The sequence below is a fragment of the Komagataeibacter sp. FNDCF1 genome (assembly GCF_021295335.1).
GTDB lineage: Bacteria > Pseudomonadota > Alphaproteobacteria > Acetobacterales > Acetobacteraceae > Komagataeibacter.
Map to the genome: position 1 here is coordinate 432,990 of NZ_JAIWOT010000001.1, position 22,995 is coordinate 455,984.

22 protein-coding genes are annotated in these 22,995 nt (G+C 61.9%); 14 read left to right on the top strand and 8 right to left on the bottom strand.

Annotated features, from left to right (window positions below):
• Nucleotides 1-348 precede the first annotated feature (348 nt).
• From LDL32_RS02025 to ppk2, 5 genes are all read left to right on the top strand, one after another.
• Nucleotides 349-1,284 carry an AEC family transporter gene (locus LDL32_RS02025; RefSeq protein ID WP_233064194.1) on the top strand — a complete coding sequence of 312 codons (936 nt, stop codon included), beginning with the start codon at nucleotides 349-351 and terminating at the stop codon, nucleotides 1,282-1,284.
• A 117-nt stretch (nucleotides 1,285-1,401) separates the two neighbouring features.
• The gene (locus tag LDL32_RS02030; protein ID WP_233063728.1) at nucleotides 1,402-2,745 is read left to right on the top strand and encodes an IS1182 family transposase; all 1,344 of its coding nucleotides are present in this window, start codon (nucleotides 1,402-1,404) and stop codon (nucleotides 2,743-2,745) included.
• 100 nt (nucleotides 2,746-2,845) lie between these two features.
• Nucleotides 2,846-3,655 carry an IS5 family transposase gene (locus tag LDL32_RS02035; RefSeq protein ID WP_233064195.1) on the top strand — a complete coding sequence of 270 codons (810 nt, stop codon included), beginning with the start codon at nucleotides 2,846-2,848 and terminating at the stop codon, nucleotides 3,653-3,655.
• 154 nt (nucleotides 3,656-3,809) lie between these two features.
• Nucleotides 3,810-3,974: a hypothetical protein gene (locus LDL32_RS02040; RefSeq protein WP_233064196.1), complete on the top strand. Its 165-nt coding sequence runs from the start codon at nucleotides 3,810-3,812 to the stop codon at nucleotides 3,972-3,974.
• A 36-nt stretch (nucleotides 3,975-4,010) separates the two neighbouring features.
• Nucleotides 4,011-4,934 (top strand): polyphosphate kinase 2, encoded by a 924-nt coding sequence (gene ppk2 / locus LDL32_RS02045; protein ID WP_370636734.1) that lies wholly within the window; start codon nucleotides 4,011-4,013, stop codon nucleotides 4,932-4,934.
• A gap of 379 nt (nucleotides 4,935-5,313) precedes the next feature.
• Here ppk2 and LDL32_RS02050 read toward each other — a convergent pair whose 3' ends face one another.
• Nucleotides 5,314-6,669 carry an inorganic phosphate transporter gene (locus LDL32_RS02050; RefSeq protein ID WP_233064198.1) on the bottom strand — a complete coding sequence of 452 codons (1,356 nt, stop codon included), beginning with the start codon at nucleotides 6,667-6,669 and terminating at the stop codon, nucleotides 5,314-5,316.
• 146 nt (nucleotides 6,670-6,815) lie between these two features.
• Nucleotides 6,816-7,043, bottom strand: coding sequence for a hypothetical protein (locus LDL32_RS02055; protein ID WP_233064200.1), 228 nt, complete (start codon nucleotides 7,041-7,043; stop codon nucleotides 6,816-6,818).
• A 246-nt stretch (nucleotides 7,044-7,289) separates the two neighbouring features.
• On the opposite strand from LDL32_RS02055, the gene pstC reads away from it, so the two are divergent.
• From pstC to LDL32_RS02085, 6 genes are all read left to right on the top strand, one after another.
• A complete protein-coding gene (pstC, locus tag LDL32_RS02060) occupies nucleotides 7,290-8,267 on the top strand; it encodes a phosphate ABC transporter permease subunit PstC (RefSeq protein ID WP_233064202.1) in 978 nt (325 codons plus the stop codon).
• A gap of 12 nt (nucleotides 8,268-8,279) precedes the next feature.
• The gene (pstA, locus tag LDL32_RS02065) at nucleotides 8,280-9,176 is read left to right on the top strand and encodes a phosphate ABC transporter permease PstA (protein ID WP_233064204.1); all 897 of its coding nucleotides are present in this window, start codon (nucleotides 8,280-8,282) and stop codon (nucleotides 9,174-9,176) included.
• Complete coding sequence (gene pstB / locus LDL32_RS02070) at nucleotides 9,173-9,970, top strand: phosphate ABC transporter ATP-binding protein PstB (protein WP_233064206.1); 798 nt, start codon at nucleotides 9,173-9,175, stop codon at nucleotides 9,968-9,970. Before pstA ends, pstB begins: the two co-directional genes overlap by 4 nt.
• A 17-nt stretch (nucleotides 9,971-9,987) precedes the next feature.
• Nucleotides 9,988-10,683: a phosphate signaling complex protein PhoU gene (gene phoU / locus LDL32_RS02075; protein ID WP_233068642.1), complete on the top strand. Its 696-nt coding sequence runs from the start codon at nucleotides 9,988-9,990 to the stop codon at nucleotides 10,681-10,683.
• Between the two features lie 338 nt (nucleotides 10,684-11,021).
• A complete protein-coding gene (locus LDL32_RS02080; protein ID WP_233064207.1) occupies nucleotides 11,022-12,443 on the top strand; it encodes an FAD-binding oxidoreductase in 1,422 nt (473 codons plus the stop codon).
• A 233-nt stretch (nucleotides 12,444-12,676) separates the two neighbouring features.
• Nucleotides 12,677-13,291 (top strand): nitroreductase family protein, encoded by a 615-nt coding sequence (locus LDL32_RS02085; protein ID WP_233064208.1) that lies wholly within the window; start codon nucleotides 12,677-12,679, stop codon nucleotides 13,289-13,291.
• Here the strand turns inward: LDL32_RS02085 and LDL32_RS02090 are convergent.
• The 5 genes from LDL32_RS02090 to LDL32_RS02110 form a co-directional block, all read right to left on the bottom strand.
• Nucleotides 13,288-14,874 carry a tetratricopeptide repeat protein gene (locus LDL32_RS02090; RefSeq protein WP_370636735.1) on the bottom strand — a complete coding sequence of 529 codons (1,587 nt, stop codon included), beginning with the start codon at nucleotides 14,872-14,874 and terminating at the stop codon, nucleotides 13,288-13,290. The two genes, LDL32_RS02085 and LDL32_RS02090, sit on opposite strands and share 4 nt — an antisense overlap.
• A 28-nt stretch (nucleotides 14,875-14,902) precedes the next feature.
• A complete protein-coding gene (locus LDL32_RS02095; RefSeq protein ID WP_233064210.1) occupies nucleotides 14,903-16,294 on the bottom strand; it encodes an FAD-binding oxidoreductase in 1,392 nt (463 codons plus the stop codon).
• 69 nt (nucleotides 16,295-16,363) lie between these two features.
• Nucleotides 16,364-16,744, bottom strand: a complete 381-nt coding sequence (locus tag LDL32_RS02100; RefSeq protein ID WP_233064211.1) for a DUF4112 domain-containing protein — start codon at nucleotides 16,742-16,744, stop codon at nucleotides 16,364-16,366.
• A 66-nt stretch (nucleotides 16,745-16,810) separates the two neighbouring features.
• Entirely contained in the window at nucleotides 16,811-17,143 is a 333-nt protein-coding gene (locus LDL32_RS02105) for a SelT/SelW/SelH family protein (RefSeq protein WP_233064212.1), read from the bottom strand.
• An 85-nt stretch (nucleotides 17,144-17,228) separates the two neighbouring features.
• Nucleotides 17,229-19,331, bottom strand: a complete 2,103-nt coding sequence (locus tag LDL32_RS02110; RefSeq protein WP_233064213.1) for a catalase — start codon at nucleotides 19,329-19,331, stop codon at nucleotides 17,229-17,231.
• Between the two features lie 193 nt (nucleotides 19,332-19,524).
• On the opposite strand from LDL32_RS02110, the gene LDL32_RS02115 reads away from it, so the two are divergent.
• The 3 genes from LDL32_RS02115 (at nucleotide 19,525) to LDL32_RS02125 (ending at nucleotide 22,199) form a co-directional block, all read left to right on the top strand.
• Complete coding sequence (locus LDL32_RS02115) at nucleotides 19,525-20,352, top strand: creatininase family protein (RefSeq protein ID WP_233064214.1); 828 nt, start codon at nucleotides 19,525-19,527, stop codon at nucleotides 20,350-20,352.
• 52 nt (nucleotides 20,353-20,404) lie between these two features.
• Nucleotides 20,405-21,559 carry a hypothetical protein gene (locus tag LDL32_RS02120; RefSeq protein ID WP_233064216.1) on the top strand — a complete coding sequence of 385 codons (1,155 nt, stop codon included), beginning with the start codon at nucleotides 20,405-20,407 and terminating at the stop codon, nucleotides 21,557-21,559.
• Between the two features lie 103 nt (nucleotides 21,560-21,662).
• Nucleotides 21,663-22,199, top strand: a complete 537-nt coding sequence (locus tag LDL32_RS02125) for a methylated-DNA--[protein]-cysteine S-methyltransferase (protein WP_233064217.1) — start codon at nucleotides 21,663-21,665, stop codon at nucleotides 22,197-22,199.
• Between the two features lie 45 nt (nucleotides 22,200-22,244).
• Here LDL32_RS02125 and LDL32_RS02130 read toward each other — a convergent pair whose 3' ends face one another.
• On the bottom strand, nucleotides 22,245-22,880 hold the full coding sequence (locus tag LDL32_RS02130) for an acetate uptake transporter (RefSeq protein WP_233064218.1): 636 nt from the start codon (nucleotides 22,878-22,880) through the stop codon (nucleotides 22,245-22,247).
• Between the last annotated feature and the right edge of the window lie 115 nt (nucleotides 22,881-22,995).

Genomic DNA, 22,995 nt, shown 5'->3' on the forward strand with positions numbered 1-22,995 from the left:
GTATGCAGTGCGATTTTACAAATAAAATAACATTATATATCAATGCACTAATAATGATAATTATCATTCGCAACTAACAGGATGCAGGACGCCCAGCCATTGTTATCAAACGGTTTTCATGCACCCGCAGGCAGGGCCATGGTGCATGGCTTGCATCAAGGGATTTAATATTTCCCTAACCCGTGGGGCCGGTTCGGTTTTACGGCCGGTCTGTTTCATGCAATGTTTCCGCTCCCCTTCACCTTCCCGCCGGGGCCTGTCGTTTCCCGACGGCATGATATAGACATCATTGCCAGCAGGTCCGGCCTGCCCGTGCGCCGTAAGACATAGATGACAGGATCAGGGCCCATGCTTTCGACCATCGTTGCCGCGATGCTGCCGCTTGTCGTGATATTCGTGCTTGGCTACGGGGCTGGATGGCGCCGGGATTTCAATGGAGAACAGGTTGCCATCCTCAACCGGATGGTCATGCTCTATGCGTTTCCGCTCAGCCTGTTCGTGGGGATTGCACGTATGCCACGCACGATCCTGGCGGGGCAGTTGCCGCTGGCGGGATCGGTTTTCGGCATCATGTGCCTGAGTTTTGGCGTGGCCTATCTTTTGTCACGCTACATCTTTCGGCGCAATGCCGCGTCCGCCACCCTGCAGGGGCTGGCCATGGGCGCGCCATCGGTACCGTTTATCGGTTCCGCCATGCTGCCGGTGCTGATAGGGCAGAGCACGACGGCCGTTGTCATTTCCGCTTCCGTCTTTGCCATGGTGCTCGTGCAGACCCCGGTCTGCATGGTGATGCTAGCCAAGAACGCAACGGCAGGTGGTGGCCACCCGGTGCATCTGGGGCGCGAGATCGCCACCTCCCTCAGGGAGCCGATTGTCTGGGCCCCCATTGCCGCAACCGTTTTGGTGGCCTGCAATGTGCATTTTCCCGTTGCCCTGCTCAATGCGTTTGCGCTGCTGGGCAGCGCGGCTGCGGGCGTTGCGCTGTTTGCATCCGGTATCGTGCTGTTCCTGCAGCGGGTTTCCATTACTCTGCCGGTCATGGTTACGGTTGCAGTCCGCAATATGGTCGTGCCCGGCCTGTCATGGCTGGGACTGGGCATGATGGGGCTGCCGCATGAAGCCGTGCGTGCGGCGGTGCTTGCCCTGTCCATTCCGGTCGGAACCGTTGTTGTCATTCTTGCGGTCCGTTTTGGAACCGACGAACAGGAAGCGGCCTCCACGCTGTTCCTGAGCGCGGTTGTCTCGGTCCTGACAATGGCGTTCTTTATTGCCTGTACAGGATGAATGCCTGATCAGTCATAAAAATAAGCATATTGATGTCACGGCATGGGTTTATGGCGTGTTCTAGCAGCCTGTCGGGTTGGGGTACCCTGTGAAGGGGTAAGGCTGTAGAGTGTCGCGATGAGCCGCTTCATCCCGTTTGACCGATCCCAGCCGTATCTTCTGCCGCCTGATCTGACGTCGTGGCTTCCGGCTGACGATATGGCGCATTTCATTGTCGCAGCTGTTGAGCGGGTTCCGATGAGTGCGTTCTGCGTGCCAGTGCGCACGGGAGGCAAGGCGCAGTATCATCCGCGCCTGATGCTGGCCCTTCTGATCTTCAGCTATGCGAACGGGTTGTTTTCCTCACGCCGGATCGAGCGGGCGACATATCGCGACATCGGGGTACGCTTCGTGGCGGCGAACCTGCATCCGGATCATGATACGATTGCGACCTTCCGCCGGACGAACCGGACAGCCATTGAAGCTGCATTTGCGCAGGTCCTGCTTCTGGCGCGCGAGACGGGTCTGCTGCGTCTGGGTGTCGTATCGATTGACGGCACGAAAATTGATGCCGACGCTTCGAAATACCGTTCCCTGCGCTACGACCGGATCAGGGCACTGCGCGAACAGCTGGCGGTGGATATCGCGAAACTGATGGACCAGGCGGAGCACGCAGATGCCACAGACAGAGATCCGCAGGCCCTGCCAGAAGAGCTTGCCCGACGGGAAACACTGAAAGCGAAGCTGGACGAAGCCTGCGCCCGGCTGGAAGCAGATGCGAAAGCGCAGGCCGAGGCGGCGCGACCGGCATACGAGAAGAAGAAAGCCGCTTATGATGCGAAAACAGGGCGTCGTGGCAGGGCGCCGAAACCGCCGGATGATGAACCGCCACCCGACCGGCAGATCAGTCTGACCGATCCCGACAGCCGCCTCATGCGGCGTTCGGACGCCCACGAGTTCCGGCAGGCTTACAATGCCCAGGCCGTGGTCTGCGCCGAAGGCAGTCAGCTGATCGTGACAACCGACGTTGTCGCCACGTCAGCGGACGCGCCATCCTTTGCCAGCACCGTGCTGTCGATGGAACACACGATCGGTCTCCCAAAGACAGTGCTCGCCGACACCGGTTACGCCAGCGGGCAGGCGGTCCGGGACCTGCGGAAAAAAGGCATCGATCCGCTGGTCGCCATCGGACGGCCCTGCGCCCGCAGGCCTTATGACTTCCGGCCACCTCCTGAAGACAGGGAACCGCGCCGGATCACCGAACCCTGGCGGCTTGCCATGAAGAAAAAACTGGAAACCACAAAAGCCGGAAATATTTACAGACTACGAAAACAGACCGTTGAACCGGTCTTTGGAATTATCAAAAGCATCATGGGCTTCAGAAGATTCAGTCTGCGTGGCCTTGCAAAAGTCACGACTGAATGGACCCTCGTCGCTCTCGCATACAACTGCAAAAGAATGGCACGGCTTCAGGCAGCATAAGCCGGGTCAGCCTCGGCGTTATCAGCCGCAAAATGCCCAACCCGACAGGCTGCTAGAGGGTGTTATGTACTTTCGTTCCTGATTGGTGCAGTAATGAGGGATGGCACCCGCACGCAAACCGTATCCCTCTGATGTATCAGACGAAGAATGGTCTTTGGTCGTTCCGTATCTGGTCCTGATGCGAGAGGACGCGGAACAGCGGCGGCATGATCTGCGCGAACTGTTCAACGGGTTGCGCTACGTGATCCGCTACGGGATTGCCTGGCGCGCGATGCCAAACGATCTGCCGCCGTGGTCGGCGGTTTACCAGCAGTCCCGTCGTTGGATGGATGCCGGCTGCTTCGAGACGCTGGCCTGCGATCTACGTGCCGTCTTGCGCATGGCTTCTGGTCGCCTGCCGGAACCCACTGCAGCCATCCTCGACAGCCGGACATTACGTTCGACACCCGAGAGCGGGCCTCGCGCCGGTTACGACGGGGCCAAACGCAAACGGGGCTCGAAGCTGCATATGGCTGTGGATACGCTGGGCCACCTGCTGGCCCTGCATGTCACGCCAGCCAATCGGGATGATCGCGCCGAGGTCGGACGCCTCGCCGGTGCCATTCAGGAGGCCACTGACGAAAGCGTCGAACTGGCCTATGCCGATCAGGGATATACGGGCTCAAAACCAGACGAGGCGGCTCGCACGCACGGTATCGCACTCGAAGTCGTCAAGTTGCCCGAAGCCAAGCGCGGCTTTGTCCTGCTGCCGCGCCGATGGGTCGTCGAGCGGTCTTTCGCATGGGCCACACGATGCCGCAGGCTCGTCAAGGACTACGAGCGTTACGCTTCAACCCTCGCAAGTCTCCATGTCGTCGCTTTCGCATGTTTCATGCTCAGAAACGCCGCTATACTCGCGCAAGGTGCATAACACCCTCTAAATAAAAATACTATGATCTATCAATAAATATAAAATACGCAGCATGGTTCATGGATTTAATCAAATATTCACATTCATGATGATGCAGCCTCCGTATACCTGTCCATGCCTATGATCTGATAGGTGTCTGACAGGAATGCATATCATGAAACAGGATTCCGAATACAAGCCGGCCTCCATCCATGAAGAATGGCGGCCTGCGGTCGTACTGGTCTGGAAAGACAGGAGGGGCCTGACGGAACGGAAGTCTCCCCCGCGGGAAGCCGACCCGCAGGCGGAGGACGAAATCTATATCCAGGATGAATTCTGATCCTGTTTTCATTCTGAGCGCCTGAAATTTATGGAGATGTATCCAGCCATGACCGAAGCTCCCGGCCGCGCGAGAGAGTTATGGGAAAGAAACCGCCTGCGCGAGGACGTTCTTGACGATATCGACGAAGAAATTGAACTGGAACTTGATGATAGCCGCCTGGGATCGGACAAGGACCATGGAACCCCGGATTCCCGTCGGTCCTATTTCCGTGAACTGCTGCGCCTGCAGGGTGAACTGGTCAAGCTGCAGGACTGGGTCAAGGATACCGGGCACCGGCTTGTCGTGATCTGCGAAGGACGGGATGCGGCGGGCAAGGGGGGTGTGATCAAACGCATTACCCAGCGGCTCAATCCACGGATATGCCGTGTCGCGGCCCTGCCTGCCCCCAATGACCGTGAGCGCACGCAGTGGTATTTCCAGCGCTATGTCAGCCATCTTCCCGCCGCGGGTGAAATCGTGCTGTTTGACCGTAGCTGGTACAACCGTGCCGGTGTGGAACGTGTCATGAATTTCTGCACGGATGAGGAATACGAGGAATTCTTCCGCTCCGTCCCGGAATTCGAGCGTATGCTGGTGCGCAGCGGCGTACAGATCATAAAATACTGGTTCTCCATTTCCGATGACGAGCAGGAAATGCGTTTCCGCGCCCGTATGGAAGACCCGCTGAAGCAGTGGAAGCTCAGCCCGATGGATCTTGAAAGCCGCAGGCGGTGGGAATCCTATACGCTGGCCAAGGAAATCATGCTGGATCGTTCCAATATCAGAGAGGCGCCATGGTGGATCGTTCCTGCCGATGACAAGAAGAAGGCGCGTCTCAACTGCATAAGCCATCTTCTCTCGCAGGTACCGTATCAGGAAATACACAAGCCGGAAGTCAGGCTGCCCGATCGGGTGTTCAGCCCCGATTACCTGCGCCAGCCCGTGCCTGACAGCATGATCGTGCCCCAGGAATACTGACGACCTTCCTGTCTGGAACCGGACGGGATACGGATATGATCAACCGGGAGCGCGGTCCGTGCCCTCCCGGTTTTTTATGGGCCCGTGGCGTTCAGGCCGCTGCCGGACAACAGGCATTTCCAGATGCTGGCAATCAGGCTGGCGCAAAGCGGGCCTGATGGCATGACCGACATCTCCATTTTTATGGAAATGAGTGCGGGATCATGGCGACTGTATCCAATTTTCTTGAATATCAGATTCCATGCAGCCTGTGCAGGATGTCCCGGTTACAGGGAATGCAGATATGGAAAAGACCGGGAGGACATGGCCTCCTCCCGGTAATTATTGTATTAAATGCTATTTCAGCAAAAAATTATTCTGAAATGCGCTTTGATCAACATCAGATACTCAGGAGATAGAACAGGCCCGCGGCAAGGGTAATGGTAACCGGCAGGGTGCAGATCCATGCCAGGGCAATCTTGACCAGCATGCCCCGGTTGATGCCGGAACCGGAGCCCAGCATGGTTCCAGCAATGCCTGCGGTAATGATGTGCGTCGTGCTGACGGGCAGTCCGGTATAGCCGGCGGTGGCAATCAGGCCCGCGCCCACCAGTTCAGCCGATGCGCCCTGTGCGGGGGTGAGGTGGGTATTGCCAATCTTCTCGCCCAGCGTATGGACGATCCGCTTGTAGCCAATCATGGTGCCGATCCCCAGGCACAGCGCGCTCAGCAGGCGTACCCACCATGGGGCATATTCCACCACGGGGCGGATCTGGTTGCTCAGGGTTTTGGCGGTCGCCCGGTCATGGGCCGAAGCGTCAGTGTTGGCGGCCACGGCCTTGAGACCCGCCACGACTTCATAGATGTCGGCACGCAGTGCGGAGGCGACAACCGTATCCGGGCTGGTTTGGGTCAGGCGGTTGACGGAGGCAATGGCTTCATCGCGCAGGCCGTCGTGATCATATTGGGTAATCAGCGGGGCGGCGATGGTCGCGTTCTGTGCGATATGGGTGATCTGGCCCGCGCTGTCAGGCGCCAGTGCAAACGTGGCGGGCAGGACACCGATGATGGTCAGCATGATCAGGCCAATGCTTTTCTGACCGTCATTGCTGCCGTGGGAGAAACTGACACCGGTGCAGGTCAGGACAAGCAGGCCGCGTACCCAGCCATGCGTGGGCCTGTCACCCTGTGGCGGCTGATAGAGTTCCGGGTCCTTTACCAGATGTCTGACCACGAAATACAGGCCCCCCGCACCGATCAGCCCAAGCAGGGGCGAGATGGCAAGGGCGCGCAGGATCTTCCATATCTGTGACCAGTCGACACTGTTGCCCAGGCTGCGGGTATGCAGCAGCGCATCACCGATGGCGATGCCGATCAGCGCGCCGATCACGCAGTGCGAACTGGAATTGGGAATGCCAAACCACCAGGTGAACAGGTTCCATGCCAGTGCCGTGCCGAACAGGGCAATCAGCATGGGCACGGCCGGGTCGCCATTGGGGGGTGAGAGAACATCGGCCGGCAGCAGTTCAACCAGCCCGTAGGCCACGCTGATGCCGCCAAGGATCACCCCGACGAAATTCATCAATCCCGACCAGATCACCGCCGTCCGGGGCTTGAGGGAATTGGTATAGATGACGGTGGCAACGGCATTGGCCGTATCATGAAAGCCGTTTACGAATTCGAATATGCATACAAGCGCAAAGCATATGACCAGCGCGATTATGGAAAACGTGGAATAAGGTGCGAAGTGGAGCATGAAACAATACACCGATAAGTTATTGTTCTGCCCGTGGTAGAGTATTTTAAGTAAAAAAATAAGTTGTACTGATTATGTTTAATAGAATATTCACAATTTATAAAATGCGATCATGGCAGGGCGAAATAGGACGCCCGGGGCGCGCTTCAGGCGCGGCGCCGGGCGGTTTCCATTACACGCGGCGTTTTCTGTGGTCCCATGCGGAACCGTGCGCGCGCCCTGCTTACGGCAGCTTCGAATGTCGGCACGGTGTCGCCATCCATCTGGGTTACACGTTCGTGCATGGCGCGGAACCTGTAGGGTTCAAGCGGGCCATCGTGGAAAACGATGCCAACAAAGACACCATCGACTTCTACGACACTGGATTCAAACATGAGGCTGCTTCCTGCCTGTTTTCATAAGGAGACAGACCGGTCAGGCCGCTCCCGATGCAGGTTGCTATGCCGCAGCCGCCAACAGTCATGCAACAGAAAACAGATGAACTTTATATGACAGGGAAAGAACAGATGGCATCATGCCCGGCGTCATAAAAACTTAACATAAAATACCACAAGTAATGATTGCCACCGCCCGGTCATGCGGCCTAATCCTGCGGCTGTGTCATACATGTCAGGAACTGCATGATGGAATGTCCATCCCCCATCACGGCCCACGGCAGGTCCGTATCGGACAGGAATGCACACGCCCGGTCCGGCGATATCCTTTTTGGCATGATCGCACGCCTGGCCGGGTGGTTCATCCTGCTCATCATGGCCGGTATCATCCTTGTGCTCGTATGGGGCGGACGTCAGGCCTTTCTTGCATTCGGGCCGGGCTTCATGACCAGTACGGCGTGGAATCCCATTTCACATCATTTTGGTGCCGCGACATCCATCTTCGGCACGCTGGTCACGACGGGGCTTGCCCTTCTCTTCGCCATACCGTTTGCCTTTGGCGTTGCCTTCTGGCTGGTGGAAATGGCACCCCTCGCCCTTGCACGGTTCATCGAAACCGCGGTCCAGCTTCTGGCGGCGGTGCCATCAATCATCTTTGGCATGTGGGGATTTTTCATCGTGGTGCCCTTCATGGCGCATTACGTGGAACCGCTGGCCACGCATTACCTGGGACATGTGCCGGGTCTCGGCCTGCTGTTCCGTGGCGCGCCCTATGGCACCGGGCTGCTGACGGGGGGCATCATCCTTGCGATCATGGTCACGCCGTTCATCTGTTCGGTCATGACGGACGTGTTTGTTTCCATCCCCGCCGTGCTGAAGGAAAGTGCCTTCGGCCTTGGCGCCACGCGGTGGGAGGTCATGCGCCAGGTGGTGCTGCCGTGGTCACGCCAGGCGGTCATGGGCGGCATCATGCTGGGAACGGGCCGTGCGCTGGGCGAGACCATGGCCGTAACCTTCGTCATCGGTAACAGCAATCACCTTGGCTGGTCGCTTTTTGCACCGGGCAACACCATTGCCTCGCTGATCGCACTGGAATTTCCCGAAAGTGCTGCCGGCAGCCTCAAGCTGTCCGCCCTGCTCGCGCTGGGGGCGATCCTGATGGTCATCTCCTTCATCACCCTGGCCTGTTCGCGCATTTTCCTCCAGCGCGGCAAGATGAATTAAGGAAATACGCCCATGTCGGCCCAGAAATCACCGCCGGGCATTGCCGGCGGGTGGCAGCGTGGTGGCGCCCAGGCGGTGCGGCGCAGGCTGGTGGAACGGTCTGTCAGTGTCCTGTGCAACGTTGCAACGGCCATTGTCCTGTTCCTGCTCTTTTCCATTCTGTGGACGCTGGTCACGCGCGGTGCGGCAGGGCTGTCGCTTGCCACCTTCGTGCACAGCACCCGTGCGCCGGGCAGCGGGGGCGGGCTGGCCAACGCCATTATCGGCAGTTGCGAACAGACCGGTCTTGCTGCCCTGATCGGCACGCCGGTCGGCATGATGACGGGCATTTACCTGTCCGAATTCGGGCAGGACGGGCGTATCGTCCAGCTTGTCCGTTTTGTGTCGGACATGCTGCTGTCCGTGCCCTCCATTCTGGTTGGCCTGTTCATTTACCTGATCGTGGTGGAACCGGCGGGGCACTTTTCAGGCATGGCGGGCACACTGTCGCTGGCGGTACTGTTCATACCCATCGTGGTGCGCACGACAGAGGACATGCTGCGGCTCGTACCCCGCGCCATGCGTGAGGCCGCCTATGCGCTGGGCGCACCGGGGTGGCGCGTGATCCTGAGCGTATGCCTGCGTGCGGCGCGGGGCGGGATCATGACCGGCATCCTGCTGGCGCTTGCACGTATTTCGGGTGAGACGGCGCCACTGCTTTTTACATCGCTGGGCAACCTGAACTGGTCCACCAGCCTCAATGCCCCCATGGCAAGCCTGCCGGTCACGATCTACCAGTACGCCGGTTCGGCCTATGATGACTGGGTGCAGATGGCGTGGACGGGCGCCCTTCTCATTACCGTTGCGGTTCTTGCAACAAACATCCTGGCCCGCTGGTGGCTTACGCGTAACGGATCTGCACAACAATGAACAAGACCATCATGGATAATGCTACGGGCCAGAACACGGCAGTACCGGCGCTGGCCATACGTGATCTTGATTTCTGGTATGGTAGCAATCATGCCCTGAAATCCATCTCGCTTGACTTCCCGACCCGTCAGGTCACGGGCATGATCGGACCTTCGGGGTGCGGCAAGTCGACGCTGCTGCGCTGCCTCAACCGGATGTACGACCTTTATCCCGGTCAGCGCGCGACGGGGGAGGTGCTGTTCGACGGGCGCAATATCCTTGCACCCACGCTGGATGTGAACGTGCTGCGCTCACGCATCGGCATGGTGTTCCAGAAGCCGACGCCGTTCCCCATGTCCATCTATGACAACATCGCCTTTGGCGTACGCCTGCACGAACGCCTGTCCCGCACGGACATGGACCAGCGCGTGGAGAGCGTGCTGCGGCGCGTGGCCCTGTGGCCGGAAGTCAAGGACCGGCTTGCCACCTCTGCCGCCGCCCTGTCGGGTGGCCAGCAGCAGCGCCTGTGCATTGCCCGCACCATCGCGACCCGGCCCGAGGTCATCCTGCTGGACGAGCCGACCAGCGCGCTGGACCCGATTTCCACCGCCCGGATCGAGGAACTGCTGGATGAACTGAAGCAGGAATTCTCGATTGCGATCGTGACCCATAACCTGCAGCAGGCGGCCCGCTGCGCGGACCGTGTCGCGTTTTTCTACATGGGCGAACTGGTTGAGGTCGATACGGCTGACAAGATGTTCACGGCACCCCATGCCAAGCGTACACAGGATTACATTACCGGCCGCTTCGGCTGAGTGCGAAAGTCATGACAATGCCCCATGAATCGGTACATACGGTCCAGAGTTACGAGCAGGAACTCGAGCAACTGCGTTCGTTCATCAACAGGATGGGGGGGGCTGTCGAGCGCCAGGTCGCGCAGGCCATCACCGCCGTGGTCGAGCATGACGAGGTGGCAGCGCGTGATGCCCCGGAGATGGACCTGTATGTTGACGAACTGGAACGCGAGACAGAGGCGCTGGTCATCCGCCTGCTGGCGCTGCGCGCACCCATGGCGGGGGACCTGCGCGAAGTTGTGGTGGCGCTGAAAATATCGGGTGACCTGGAACGCATTGGTGACTGCGCAGCCAGTATCGCCCGCCGCGCCATGCGCAACGAACTGCTGTCGTGCCCCATTTCCCTGACCGGCCTGCGCAGCATGGGCCGGCTGGTGCAGGAAAACCTGCGCCGCACGATTGATGCCATGGACCAGCGCGACCCGGAACTGGCGCGCACTGTCTGGCATTCCGATACGGCGGTCGATGAACTGTATGTCTCCATGTTCCGCGAACTGGTGACATACATGATGGAGGACCCCCGCAACATCGGCCCGTGCACCCATCTGCTGTTCATTGCCAAGAACCTTGAGCGGATCGGTGATCACGCCACCAATATTTCAGAACGGGTATATTATGCCGTTACCGGCAATACGCTGCCTATCGTAAGGCCGCGTGGCGGCACGTTTGATTGACGGGCACCGCTTCCGGGGGTGTCCTGGATACCGGGATTTCAGGATTTTTTCCTCCTGCTGATTGATGCAGGGTGCGACAGGGGCATGCCGTAACCGCGCGGCATGCCCCTGCGTGCGTGACAGCAGTTCCGGCGTGCTGCCTTTTTTTGAAAAAAGTATCAGCCGGACGGCTTGCATGACGTGCGGCATGTCCTGTCGCAGACCTTGTGGAACGGTCCCTGAAAGACAGGGCAGGGCGCATGATCCGGCCAGTTATATTATTGACTGGCGGGCGATGGCCATTGTCCCGCAGGTGTTGTTACAATGCGCGGCAACCTGTTTTCTGTCCGGATACCATCATGAACGAATGCGCGCCTTCTCCTGCCGCCCGCCTGTCTGCGGCCCTTGCCGAAATCCGTGCGGGCGGGTTGACGGCACAACTCAGCACCGCCCCGTCCGTACTGGAAACCCACAGTCATGGGGAAGCCATGGAAACCGCCTGCCTGCCCGGGGCCGTGGTTCTTGCGGAAAGCACGGAGCATGTTGCAGCCGTCATGCGCGCCTGCCATGCAAACCGGGTGCCGGTGGTGGCCTTTGGTGCCGGCACATCGGTGGAAGGCCATGTAACGCCCCCCGAACATGCCATAAGTCTTGATCTGTCGGGCATGACCGCCATTGTGGAAATCAATGCGGAGGACCTGGACTGCCGCGTGCAGGCAGGGCTGACCCGGCAGGCGCTCAATACCAGGATACGGGACACGGGCCTGTTCTTTCCGGTTGATCCGGGCGGCGAGGCGACGCTGGGCGGTATGTGCGCGACCCGTGCTTCCGGCACCGCTGCCGTGCGCTATGGCACGATGAAGGAGAATGTGCTGGGGCTGACGGTGGTGCTGGCAACGGGGGAGATCATCCGCACGGGCGGACGGGTGCGCAAGTCCTCCACCGGATATGACCTGACATCGCTGTTCGTCGGGTCCGAAGGCACGCTGGGCATCATAACCGAGGTACAGCTGCGCCTGCATGGCCGGCCCGAGAGCATTTCCGCCGCCATATGCCAGTTTGCCGATCTGGATGACGCGATACGGACCGCGATCGAGATCATCCAGTGCGGCATTCCCATAAGCCGCGTGGAACTGCTGGACAGCGTGCAGATGGCGGCGTCCATCCGGTATTCCGGGCTTGAGGGTTATGAACCGCTGACTACCCTGTTCTTTGAGTTCGCGGGCGCCCCGGCGGCGGTGCACGAGCAGGTTGTGGCGACAGAGGCAATCGCCCTGTCCAACAATGGCAAAGGGTTTGCCTGGGCGGATACGGCGGAAGAGCGCACGCGGCTGTGGAAGGCCCGGCATGATGCCTTCTGGGCAGCAAAGGCCATTGAACCCGGTGCGCGCGTGATCTCGACGGACTGCATCGTGCCCATTTCCCGGCTGGGGGAACTGATTGCGGGCGTGCGGGACGATATTGCGGCCTCTGGCCTGCGCGCGCCGCTGCTGGGGCATGTGGGGGACGGGAATTTCCACGCGCTGATCAGCACCGAAAATACCGAACAGGGGCGCGCGCGTGCATGGGCGCTGGACCGCCAGATCGTGGCGCGCGCGCTGGCGCTGGGCGGTTCATGCAGCGGGGAGCATGGCGTGGGCATGGGCAAGCTGGAATTTCTGGAAACCGAACATGGCGAAGGCACGCTGGCCGTCATGCGCGCGCTGAAAAGGACCATGGACCCGTGCAATATCCTCAATCCCGGCAAACTGCTGCCTCCCGACCGCATCTATCAGGGCTGAACGCGCCCCGCCGGGGCGGGTGCGCCGGGCGGGTCCATGTCCGCGCCCCACAGCCTGGCATGCCGTACCACAATGGCGCCGCGCTCCGGCGCAGACCGGTCGCGCGCCCGATGGCAGGCCCGTGGCGCATCCATGCTCCGGTGGCTGGTTCCAGCAGGCCGATCCGGCCTTGGCGCGGGGCGTGATTGCGTTATCGTGTGCGCTTTCGTTGCCCCGGCAGAACAGGAATCGCCATGACAGAAGCCCCCCAACGCCAGTCCGACACGCCGGTCGAGCGGCTTATACTTGATCGCTGGTCCCCGCGCGCCTTCATGCCCGCCCCCATTGCCCGGGAGGAACTGCTGGCGTTCCTTGATGCGGGAAGGTGGGCGCCTTCGGCCTATAATGCCCAGCCGTGGCGCTTCATCCATGCCCGGCGCGGCACGGCGGACTGGGAGCGATTCCTGTCATGGCTGATTCCCTTCAACCATGGCTGGGCGCAGAATGCCTCGGCCATCGTGTATGTCGCATCCCATACCGTAACCGGTAGCGAGAAGGCCGAGCCGGTGCCGGCTCCAACCCATGCATTCGATGCTGGCGCCGCTGCCGTTCTGGTACAGTTACAACTGAGCAAGGCGGGCTGGGCGGCCCATCCCGTCAGCGGCTTTGATCATGATCTGGCGCGCGCAGGCCTGGAACTGCCCGAGGATTATGCCTTGCATGCCGCCATCATCATCGGTCGGCAGGGGGGTGTGGAAAGCCTGCCGGAATACCTGCGCGGGCGGGAAGTCCCCTCCACGCGCAGGCCGCTGGCGGAAGTGGCGTTCGAAGGCAGGTTTCCCGCCAACCCGGACGCGGACGTGACCTAGGCCCGGGCGGGCAGAAGGGATGCGGGCAGGTCACGCTTGTCCAGCATGCTGCACAGCCGGTGGACCACATCCTCCCACTGTCCGGCGTGGATCTGGCGGATGATGCGCAGGGTGGGGTACCACGGGCTGTCGGTGCGACCGGAACGCCAGCGCCAGCAGTTGTCGAACCGGTCCAGCAGCAGGACCGGGCACCCCATGGCCCCCGCCAGATGCGCGACCGACGTATCGACCGAGACGACCACGTCCAGCCCTGCAATCAGGGCCGCCGTGTCATCCATGTCGCGCACGCTCTCCATCGGGTCATACAGGCGCATGCCCGCGGGTATGTCACGCAGTTGCTCGGTGTAGGTACCCATCTGCAGGCTGACCAGGCTTATGCCGGGAATGCCCGCCAGCGGTGCCAGCCTGCGCAGCGGGATGGAGCGGCGGCGGTCCATGGCAAAGGCGGCCGGTGCGTCGGGCCGGCTGGCACCGCCCCATACCAGCCCCACGCGCAGGTCCGTGCCCATGGGCAGGAAGGGGGCCCACTGGCGCACCAGCGCTGGATCGGCCCGCAGGTAGGGCACGGGCAGTCCGTCATGCCCCTTCGTGCGGTGCAGCACATGGGGCAGGCTGAGGAAGGGGCAGTGCCAGTCATGCGGTGGCGGGGCCTGCCGTTCACCTGTCACACGGCGCACGCCGGGCATGCGGCGGATCAGGCCATGCAGGGTATCGGGCGCCTGCACGCTGACGCGGGCCCCCATGCTGGTCAGTACCGGCACGAAGCGCAGCATCATCAGCATGTCACCCAGGCCGCCCTCGCGGGTGATCAGGACTGTCCGGCCGGTCAGGTCCGCATCGGGCGCCAGCACGGGCAGCATCCGCGCTTCGGGCAGGCGCTGGCGGCCGGGCAGGCGCCTGCGCCATTCATATTCGGCCCAGCCTTCCTCCATGCGCCCGGTCTTGAGAAGGGTCAGGGCATGGTTGAGCCGAAGGCGCGCATCCTCCGGGCGCAGGGCCAGTGCGCGGCCATGGACCTGCAGGGCTTCGTCATTATGGTTCCATGCCGCCAGCAGATGGGCCAGGTTGGCATGGGTCATGGCGCTGTCGGGGTGGTGCTTCAGGATATAGCGCAGCAGGTCGCGCCCGGATGCGAATTCTCCCTGTTCCATCAGGCATACGGCCATCAGGTTGCCCGTGCTCAGCTGCGCGGGGGAGCGTGCCAGCCCATCTGCCAGCACGGCCTGCGCTTCCGCCGTGCGGCCACGTTGCAGCAGCAGTTCCCCCAGCATGTCATGGCTGCGTATGTCCTGCTGCGCGCGCTGGCGGATGGCGCGCAGCACGGCTTCGGCTTCCTCCACCCGGTCATGGGGCAGCAGCAGGTCAAGCATGTCCAGCGCGGGGTGTCGTGCGCCGGGATTGGCCACCGCCTGGCGGCACAGCAGGCGGGCGGCTTCCTGCACACGGTTGCAGCCCGCATGCGCATGGGCCAGCAGGATCTCCACACGCGGTGTGGCCGGACAGTCTTCCAGCAGGGCGCGGGCATGGGCGAACTGGCCCCGGCGCAACAGGTCCAGTGCCTGCCCGAGGGTATGGTCGATCATGGCGGGGGGAAGGGACATGTCAGGATATTCAGTCCAGCACCGGGGGCAGCAGCTTGCCGGGGTTGAGAATGTTCCGCGGGTCGAGCGCGTGCCTGATCGCGCGCATCACATCCAGCGCGGGCGCGCCGTGTTCGGCCTGCATGAACTCCATCTTGCCGCTGCCAATGCCGTGTTCGCCACTGCATGACCCACCCAGCGCCAGCGCACGGCGCACGATCCTGCGGTCAAGGTCCAGCGCGCGCGCATATGCCCCGTCTTCCGGCGGGACAAGGATCAGGGTATGGAAATTGCCATCCCCCACATGCCCCACGATCGGCGCACACAGGCCGGAGCGGCGGATATCCTCCTTCACCCCGATCATGAGTTCGGTCAGGGCGGAAATCGGCACGATGGCATCGGTCGCCAGCGGCTGGCAGCCGGGGCGATAGGCAAGCCCGGCCCAGTAGGCGGCGTGGCGGGCCTTCCACAGCCGGGTGCGTTCTTCCTGGCTTTCGCTCCAGGCAAAGCCAAGGCCGCCGTTATCGCCCGCCAGTTCCTCCACGATCTGCACCTGCTCGCGCACGCTGGCGGGTGAGCCCTGGAATTCAAAGAACAGGGTGGTCAGCTTCCTGTAGCCCTCCAGCCGGGAATACTGGATGCAGGCATCCATCTGCACGTCATCCATCAGTTCAAGGCGGCCAATGGGTATGCCCATCTGCATGATCGCGACCGCCGTGCGCACGGCGTCACCCAGTGTGGGAAACTGGCACACGGCTGCCGCCATGGTTTCCGGAATGCCATGCAGGCGCAGCTGTATCTCGGTTATGATGCCCAGCGTGCCTTCGGACCCGACCAGCAGCCCGGTCAGGTCATAACCCGTGGCGGATTTGCGCACTCGGCCGCCGGTATCGACAATCCGGCCATCGGCCATGACCGCACGCAGGCCCATCACGTTCTCACGCATGGTGCCATAGCGCACGGCGGCGGTGCCGGATGCGCGGGTTGCGCACATGCCGCCAATCGTTGCCTCCCCACCCGGGTCAACAGGAAAAAACAGGCCCATGTCGCGTAGCTGCGCATTCAGCGCCTGCCGGGTTACCCCCGCTTCCACGCGGCAGTCCAGGTCATCGGGATTGACCTGCAGGATGCGGGTCATGTGCGACAGGTTGATGCTTACGGCCCCGGGGGGCGGGGTTACGTGGCCTTCCAGCGATGTCCCGGCGCCGAAGGGCACCACCGGCACGCGGTGGGCGTGGCACCGGGCCAGAATGGCCGAGACCTCCTGCGTGGTATGCGCGAACAGTACCGCCTCGGGCAGGCTGGCACGCATCCATCCTTCACCATGGCTGTGCTGGGTGCGGATGGAATCGTTGCGACTGATCCGTTCCCCTAGCATGGGGGCAAGGGCCGCAAGGACCTGCTGGACAGGGGAAGGAGCCATGGCGTGTGTTTCTTCTGCTAGGGTAGACGGCGCAAGGGTCGCGCAGTTTACCGGCCATGGCGGCAACGTCTAGGGCGTGGCCATGCCAAAATGCCGTTCCAGCAATGCCACATTGCGCAGGTCCGCCTTGAAGGCGGTATCGAACACATCACCCAGTACGGGTACCAGATCGGCGCCCGCTTCCACGATCACGTTGGCCATCATGCGGGTCACCACCGGGCGGCTGGCACCCAGCTTCCAGCCTTTCCAGACTATGTAGAGCGACGGGACAAGCATGAGCAGCGTGCCGCCCACGGGCAGCAGCCCCACCAGCGTATCCAGCCCCCAGCGCGCCTGTGTGCCGGGAATGCGGAAGGCGGCGTCCAGCAGGGTGGCCAGCCTGCGCAGGCGTGCCATTTCGTGCCGTATGTCAGCGGCAGGCATGGCGGCGGAGGGTGCGAAAGATTTCATGAACCAGAGTATGGGGACGGGACATGACCGTTGCAATGTGCTCCTGTCATGTAGCCCCGTGCCGTGTCAGTTTGTGTTCCCGTCGGGATTGGTGCGGTCGACATGGCCAAGATCGCGCTCCGGGGCGATGACATCGCGCACGCGCTGCTTGAGTTCCTTCGGGCCGGGAAAGCCGCCATCACGCCTGCGCTCCCATACCAGTTCGCTGTCCACCGTTATCTCGAAGCGGCCACCGCTGGCGGGGATAAGGGTGACGCTGCCCAGGTCCTCTCCAAAGGTGGAAAGCAGTTCCTGTGCCATCCATCCTGCCCGCAGCAGCCAGTTGCAGCGTGTGCAGTACAGGATGGAAACATGCGGGCGGGTCAGGGTGTCCGTATCGGTCGGGGGGGTATCGGTCATGGGTGCGGTTCTTGCTGTCCTGTCACGTCGGGGCCTGCCCCGGCTGCCGTATTGTGGCTACGGCCGGCAGCAGGATGCAAGGGCGTCAGACCGCGTGCACCTGACTTTCGCGTGCCCAGAAGCGAAGGGCGGCGCAGGTCTGGATGAACCGGTCGGCATCCTTTGCCCCCTCAAGGGCAACGAACCCTTCGTCACGGGCTTTCGGGTGCAGTCCGGCCGCAGCCAGCAGCAGTTCGGCGGCATCGTTGTGGGCGATGAACTTGGCGTGGGCATAGGCATCGGCAATGAAGTCGCGCATCGTGGCCTCATGACGCAGGAGATTGGCACCTTCCACCGTGGGCAGCAGGGCCACCGCGTCATACAGCACGGAGGGGCCACCATTGATCTTCTGCTGCGCCACCAGTTCATTGCCCGCGCTGTCATGCAGCCCGGCCACGGTGGGGCCGATCAGTTCGACCGTGGCGCCCACGTCTTCCGCCGCCTTGCGCAGGGCGGAAAGCAGGCTGGCATCCACCCCACCGGTCACCACGATGCCAAGCTTGCGGCCCTCGAAGCTGTCGGGGCCATTCTTCAGGATGCTCAGCGCGGCGGAGGGTTGCAGCCCCGTCAGCACGGTACGGGCTGCAACCGCAGGCTGGGGCATGGGGGAGAGACCCAGCCCCGTGGCGACCCCTTCGGCCAGTTCCCGGTCCACATGCAGCAGGTGGCTGACCATGCGCGCACGGATGGCGGGGGTTTCCACCTTGCTCAGTTCGAAGATGAAGGCATCGCGCATATGGGTCTGCTCCACCGGGGTCTGGCTGATGAAGAACTGGCGCGCCTGGCTGTAATGGTCGGCAAAGGATTCGGAGCGCTGGCGCAGCTTGGGGCCGGACTGTTCCTGCGCGAAGGAACGGTAGCCTTCCACGCTTTCACGCGGGCCGGCTGCTGGCTGGGACCATGAATTGGGTTCGTAATTGGCCCGTCCCTTCGGGTTGTGCATGGCCATGTGGCCATCCTGCTGGAAATTGTGGAACGGACATTTGGGTGCATTTATGGGAATATGGGTGAAATTCGGGCCACCGAGGCGCTTGGTCTGGGTATCGAGATACGAGAAATTGCGCCCCTGCAGCAGCGGATCGTTGGTAAAGTCGATGCCGGGCACGATGTTCTGGGTGCAGAAGGCGACCTGTTCCGTCTCGGCAAAGAAATTGTCAGGCATGCGGTCAAGCACCAGCCGGCCCACCCGCCGTACGGGCACCAGTTCCTCGGGGATCAGTTTGGTAGGGTCGAGGATGTCGAAGGCGAAGCCATCGGCGAATTCGTCATCGAACAGCTGTACACCCAGTTCCCATTCGGGAAAATTGCCGCTGGTAATGGCCTGCCAAAGGTCGCGGCGATGGAAATCGGGATCGGCGCCGTTGATCTTGAGCGCCTCGTTCCATACCACCGACTGCAGGCCCAGCTTCGGTTTCCAGTGGAATTTCACGTAGGTCGAGCGCCCTTCGGCATTGATCAGGCGGAAGGTGTGTACGCCAAACCCTTCCATGAAGCGAAAGGAGCGGGGAATGGCGCGGTCCGACATCGCCCAGCAGACCATGTGCGTGGCCTCGGGCGAGAGCGAGACAAAATCCCAGAAATTGTCATGCGCGGTCTGGGCCTGCGGGAAGTCGCGGTCCGGCTCCTGCTTGGCGGCATGCACGAAGTCGGGGAACTTGATGGCGTCCTGGATGAAGAAGACGGGAATGTTGTTGCCCACCAGATCCCAGTTGCCCTGCCTTGTGTACAGCTTGACGGCAAAGCCCCGCACGTCACGCACCACATCGGCCGAACCCTTGTTGCCCGCCACGGTGGAAAACCGGACGAAGGCCGGCGTACGCTCGCCCACCTTGCCGAAAATGTCCGCCTTACATACATCGGCCAGGCTGTCGGTCAGTTCAAAATAACCGTGTGCGCCATAGCCACGGGCATGGACCACGCGTTCGGGTATGCGCTCGTGATCGAAATGGAAGATCTTCTCGCGGAAGTGGAAGTCCTCCAGCAGCGCCGGGCCGTTCGCCCCCACGCGCAGGGTGTTCTGGTCATCCGATATGACCAGCCCCTGCTGGGTGGTCATGGCCGGGGTTTCGCCGCCTGCGGTCTGGTGGGTTTCCCCGCCTTTGCCCATATGTGCTGCCGGGGATTGGGAAGGGTGTGCTTTCTTTGTCATGGGGCGCTCACGTGTCCGTGCCAGTTGTCGGGAAAACCGGGGAATGAAGGGGGATGTGCCAGTCCAACGGGCCGGGCTATGCATGGTTTCATGCATTTGCTCTGGCTCGGTGCGACAGGACTGTTGCCAAGTGCGCGGGCGCAGGGCACACGATGGCGCTTGAACACATACCTTTGGGGAGATGCCCGCGTTCATGTCCAGATTCCCGGCTTTTCTGGCTGCCAGCCTGCTTGCGGGTGCCGTGGCCGCTGCATTGCCCACGCGTGCCGCAACACCGGACACGGTTGATTTCGCGGCGCTGACATGGACCGAAATCCGTGATGCCCTGAAGGCGGGGAATACGTCCATCATCATACCCGTGGGCGGCACGGAGCAGAGCGGCCCCTATATCGCGGTGGGCAAGCACGACGCACGCGCCATGATCTTGGCCCGCCGCATTGCCCGCCAGGCCGGGCATGCGCTGGTTGCCCCCGTGGTGGCCTATGTGCCCGAAGGGGGCACGTCGCCCCGCACGTCGCACATGCGTTTTCCCGGCACGATCAGCATCACTCCTGCCACATTCCGCGCGCTGCTGGTCGATGCGGCAGAGAGTTTCCGCGTGCAGGGCTTCAGCCGCGTGGTACTGATCGGGGACCATGGCGGCTACCAGAAGGACCTGCGCGCGGTGGCCGACCTGCTGAACCGGCGCTGGCAGGGGCAGGGGGCCCATGTGCTTTATGTTCCCGCCTATTACGAAGTTGTACCGGGCGCCTATGCCACATGGCTGCGCGACCATGGCCACGCGACCGAGGTCGGCATGCATGCCGACCTGTCGGACACATCGCTCATGCTGGCGCTGGACCCCGCGCTGGTGCGTGCGCAGGCGCTGGCCATGGCTGCGCTGCCCACCGCGGCGCAGGGGGTGTATGGCGGCGACCCGCGCCATGCGGATGCGGCGCTGGGGCAGGTCGGGGCGAACATGCAGGTGAATGCCGCAGTGTCGGCCATGCAACACGACCCAACAGGACGGGAAAAGCCCTGATTGCGCACTCCGTACGGCGTGCTATAGGGGCGGCGAGCAACAGGATCACACTATGACACATAAGAAAAAACTGCCGGTTCTGGCGCTGGCTGCGCTTCTTGCGCCGGGTGGCGGTGCCCTGGCCCAGACCGTGGATACCATTCCCGGAATGCCGCCCGTGACGGACCCGCACAACATCTATTCCGAAACGGCGGCAGGCCATCTCGCCCCCGAGGTGGCAAAGGACCCGGCACGCATCTATGTGCCCAACCTGCGCTCGAACAACGTATATGTGATCGACCCGCAGACCTATACCGTCGTCTCGCGCTTCAAGGTGGGCAAGAGCCCCCAGCATGTCGTGCCGTCATGGGACCTGCGTACGCTGTGGGTGACCAACAATGCCGAAGGCACGACCAACGGCACCCTGACCCCCATCGACCCGCGCACCACCCGGCCGCTGGCCGATGTGGCGGTGGATGACCCCTACAACATGTATTTCACCCCTGACGGCCGCTCCGCCATCACGGTGGCGGAAGCACGTGAGCGGCTGGACTTCCGTGACTCGCACACCATGGAAATGCAGGGTTCAGTGTCCGTGCCGCAGTGCAAGGGTGTCAACCACGCCGATTTCTCGATTGATGGGCGTTATGCCATCTTTACCTGTGAATTCGGTGGCTACCTGGCCAAGGTCGATACCGTCAACCGCAAGGTGATGGGGTATCTCAAGCTGTCAGGCGGTGGCATGCCGCAGGATATCCTGACCGCGCCGGACGGGCACAAATTCTACGTGGCCGACATGCATGCCGATGGCGTGTTCGTGATTGATGGCGACAGCTTCCGCGAGACGGGCTTCATTCCCACCGGCATTGGCACCCATGGCCTGTATCCCAGCCGTGACGGGACGAAGATGTATGTCGCCAACCGTGGATCGCACAAAATCCATGGCCCACCGCACAGCAGGGCAGGCGGCGTGAGCGTGATCGACTTTGCAACCGATAAGGTGGTGGCCAACTGGCCCATCCCCGGTGGTGGCAGCCCGGACATGGGCAATGTCAGCAATGACGGGAAAACGCTGTGGCTTTCCGGCCGGTTTGATGATGTAGTCTACGCCATCGACACCGGCACGGGGGCGACCCGCATCATTCCCGTGGGGCAGGAGCCGCATGGCCTGACCGTATGGCCCCAGCCGGGCCGGTATTCCATCGGGCACACCGGCATCCTGCGCTAGGGAAGGGGACGGGCGGGAACCGGGCCGTATCATTGCCACGCGTTGCGACAGACCGGAACGGGAACAGCAAAGGGCCTGAGTCATGAGACAGGAGCATTCATGCATGCCGGCCGACGGCACGCCCCTGCGCGTGGCCATCGGCCAGTCCAGCCTGGGGGCCGTGCTTGTCGGCATGACCGGCAACGGGATTGCCGCCATCATGCTGGATGATGACGGGGCGTTGCTGCTGGATGCCGCGCGGCGTCTTTTCCCCACGGCGCGGCAGGTGCATGGCGACAGGAGCCTGAACTGCTGCATGAAAGCGGTCCAAGCCCATATTAACACGCCATGCAGCCCGTTCGACCTGCCGCTCGACATGCAGGGCACACCCTTCCAGCAGCAGGTCTGGCAGGCGTTGCGTACCATCCCGTGTGGCACCACCCTGTCCTATACGGAACTTGCCGCCCGTATTGGCAGGCCCGCTGCCGTCCGCGCCGTGGCGGGGGCATGTGGCGCGAACCGGCTTGCGGTCGTCATACCCTGTCATCGTGTCATCGGCCGCAATGGCAGCCTGTCAGGATACAGGTGGGGGACAGGCCGCAAGCGGCGCCTGCTGGAAATGGAACGGGCAGTCCCGCTGATACTGCGCGGGGCTGCCTGACCCGCAGGATCACGTCGTGACAGCGGGCCGTCCATGCAGTCATGTTCAGGAGATGCGAACGAGCAGGTCATCCTTATGCACGGCTTCGGCATTGGTGCGGGGCAGGCCGATGGGCAGGATGGTCTGGCCGAACTGGGCCATGAAAATCTCGGCCGCAGCAAGATAGATCGCACTCAGCCCGCAGAACAGTCCTTCATACCCCGCAATGACGGTCAGCATGGGCTGCCCGAACATGTCAGCACAGCCCAGCAGCGCAAAAAGCATGACCAGACTGAAGAATACAACCTGATGCGCGCGTGAAGCCGTAAGCGTGCCCACCGCCATGATGGCGGTAAAACCGCCCCACATCCACATGTAGCTGCCCATCAGGGTTGGGGATGAAGCGGGCGCCAGCCCCCAGTGCGGCAGGAACAGCAGGACAACCAGCGAAAGCCAGAAAGACCCGTAGGACATGAAGGCGGTCATGCCAAAAGTATTGTCGCTGGCATATTCCAGCAGTCCGGCAATGAACTGGGTCATGCCGCCAAAGACAAGCCCCATGGCAAGGATGGCTGCCCCCATTGGCACAAGCTGCGCATTGTGCAGGTTAAGGAGAACGGTCGTCATGCCAAATCCCATAAGGCCCAGCGGGGCAGGGTTGGCGGTTGCGGGAGCGTGACCCATGCGGGTGTTCCGTTTCATGAAAAGTGAATTATGACAAAATATGTCGGGAATCATGGCATGCCTATTAAAATCCGGCTTAATGCGCCTGATGTGGTCCCGTCATGGCGTTTGTGTTCGCCAGTGCAGGGCGGAC

Bases quoted from the DNA above. Each gene is read 5' to 3' on its own strand.
- LDL32_RS02085 (WP_233064208.1), top strand. From the start codon at position 12,677: ATGACAGAAGCCCCCCAACGCCAGTCCGACACGCCGGTCGAGCGGCTT.
- LDL32_RS02105 (WP_233064212.1), bottom strand. From the start codon at position 17,143: ATGACCGATACCCCCCCGACCGATACGGACACCCTGACCCGCCCGCAT.
- pstB (WP_233064206.1), top strand. From the start codon at position 9,173: ATGAACAAGACCATCATGGATAATGCTACGGGCCAGAACACGGCAGTA.
- LDL32_RS02035 (WP_233064195.1), top strand. From the start codon at position 2,846: ATGGCACCCGCACGCAAACCGTATCCCTCTGATGTATCAGACGAAGAA.
- LDL32_RS02080 (WP_233064207.1), top strand. From the start codon at position 11,022: ATGAACGAATGCGCGCCTTCTCCTGCCGCCCGCCTGTCTGCGGCCCTT.
- LDL32_RS02125 (WP_233064217.1), top strand. From the start codon at position 21,663: ATGCCGGCCGACGGCACGCCCCTGCGCGTGGCCATCGGCCAGTCCAGC.
- LDL32_RS02110 (WP_233064213.1), bottom strand. From the start codon at position 19,331: ATGACAAAGAAAGCACACCCTTCCCAATCCCCGGCAGCACATATGGGC.
- LDL32_RS02120 (WP_233064216.1), top strand. From the start codon at position 20,405: ATGACACATAAGAAAAAACTGCCGGTTCTGGCGCTGGCTGCGCTTCTT.
- LDL32_RS02130 (WP_233064218.1), bottom strand. From the start codon at position 22,880: ATGAAACGGAACACCCGCATGGGTCACGCTCCCGCAACCGCCAACCCT.
- LDL32_RS02090 (WP_370636735.1), bottom strand. From the start codon at position 14,874: ATGATCGACCATACCCTCGGGCAGGCACTGGACCTGTTGCGCCGGGGC.
- pstA (WP_233064204.1), top strand. From the start codon at position 8,280: ATGTCGGCCCAGAAATCACCGCCGGGCATTGCCGGCGGGTGGCAGCGT.
- ppk2 (WP_370636734.1), top strand. From the start codon at position 4,011: ATGTATCCAGCCATGACCGAAGCTCCCGGCCGCGCGAGAGAGTTATGG.
- LDL32_RS02095 (WP_233064210.1), bottom strand. From the start codon at position 16,294: ATGGCTCCTTCCCCTGTCCAGCAGGTCCTTGCGGCCCTTGCCCCCATG.
- LDL32_RS02050 (WP_233064198.1), bottom strand. From the start codon at position 6,669: ATGCTCCACTTCGCACCTTATTCCACGTTTTCCATAATCGCGCTGGTC.
- LDL32_RS02055 (WP_233064200.1), bottom strand. From the start codon at position 7,043: ATGTTTGAATCCAGTGTCGTAGAAGTCGATGGTGTCTTTGTTGGCATC.
- LDL32_RS02100 (WP_233064211.1), bottom strand. From the start codon at position 16,744: ATGAAATCTTTCGCACCCTCCGCCGCCATGCCTGCCGCTGACATACGG.
- LDL32_RS02115 (WP_233064214.1), top strand. From the start codon at position 19,525: ATGTCCAGATTCCCGGCTTTTCTGGCTGCCAGCCTGCTTGCGGGTGCC.
- pstC (WP_233064202.1), top strand. From the start codon at position 7,290: ATGATGGAATGTCCATCCCCCATCACGGCCCACGGCAGGTCCGTATCG.
- LDL32_RS02040 (WP_233064196.1), top strand. From the start codon at position 3,810: ATGAAACAGGATTCCGAATACAAGCCGGCCTCCATCCATGAAGAATGG.
- LDL32_RS02025 (WP_233064194.1), top strand. From the start codon at position 349: ATGCTTTCGACCATCGTTGCCGCGATGCTGCCGCTTGTCGTGATATTC.
- phoU (WP_233068642.1), top strand. From the start codon at position 9,988: ATGCCCCATGAATCGGTACATACGGTCCAGAGTTACGAGCAGGAACTC.
- LDL32_RS02030 (WP_233063728.1), top strand. From the start codon at position 1,402: ATGAGCCGCTTCATCCCGTTTGACCGATCCCAGCCGTATCTTCTGCCG.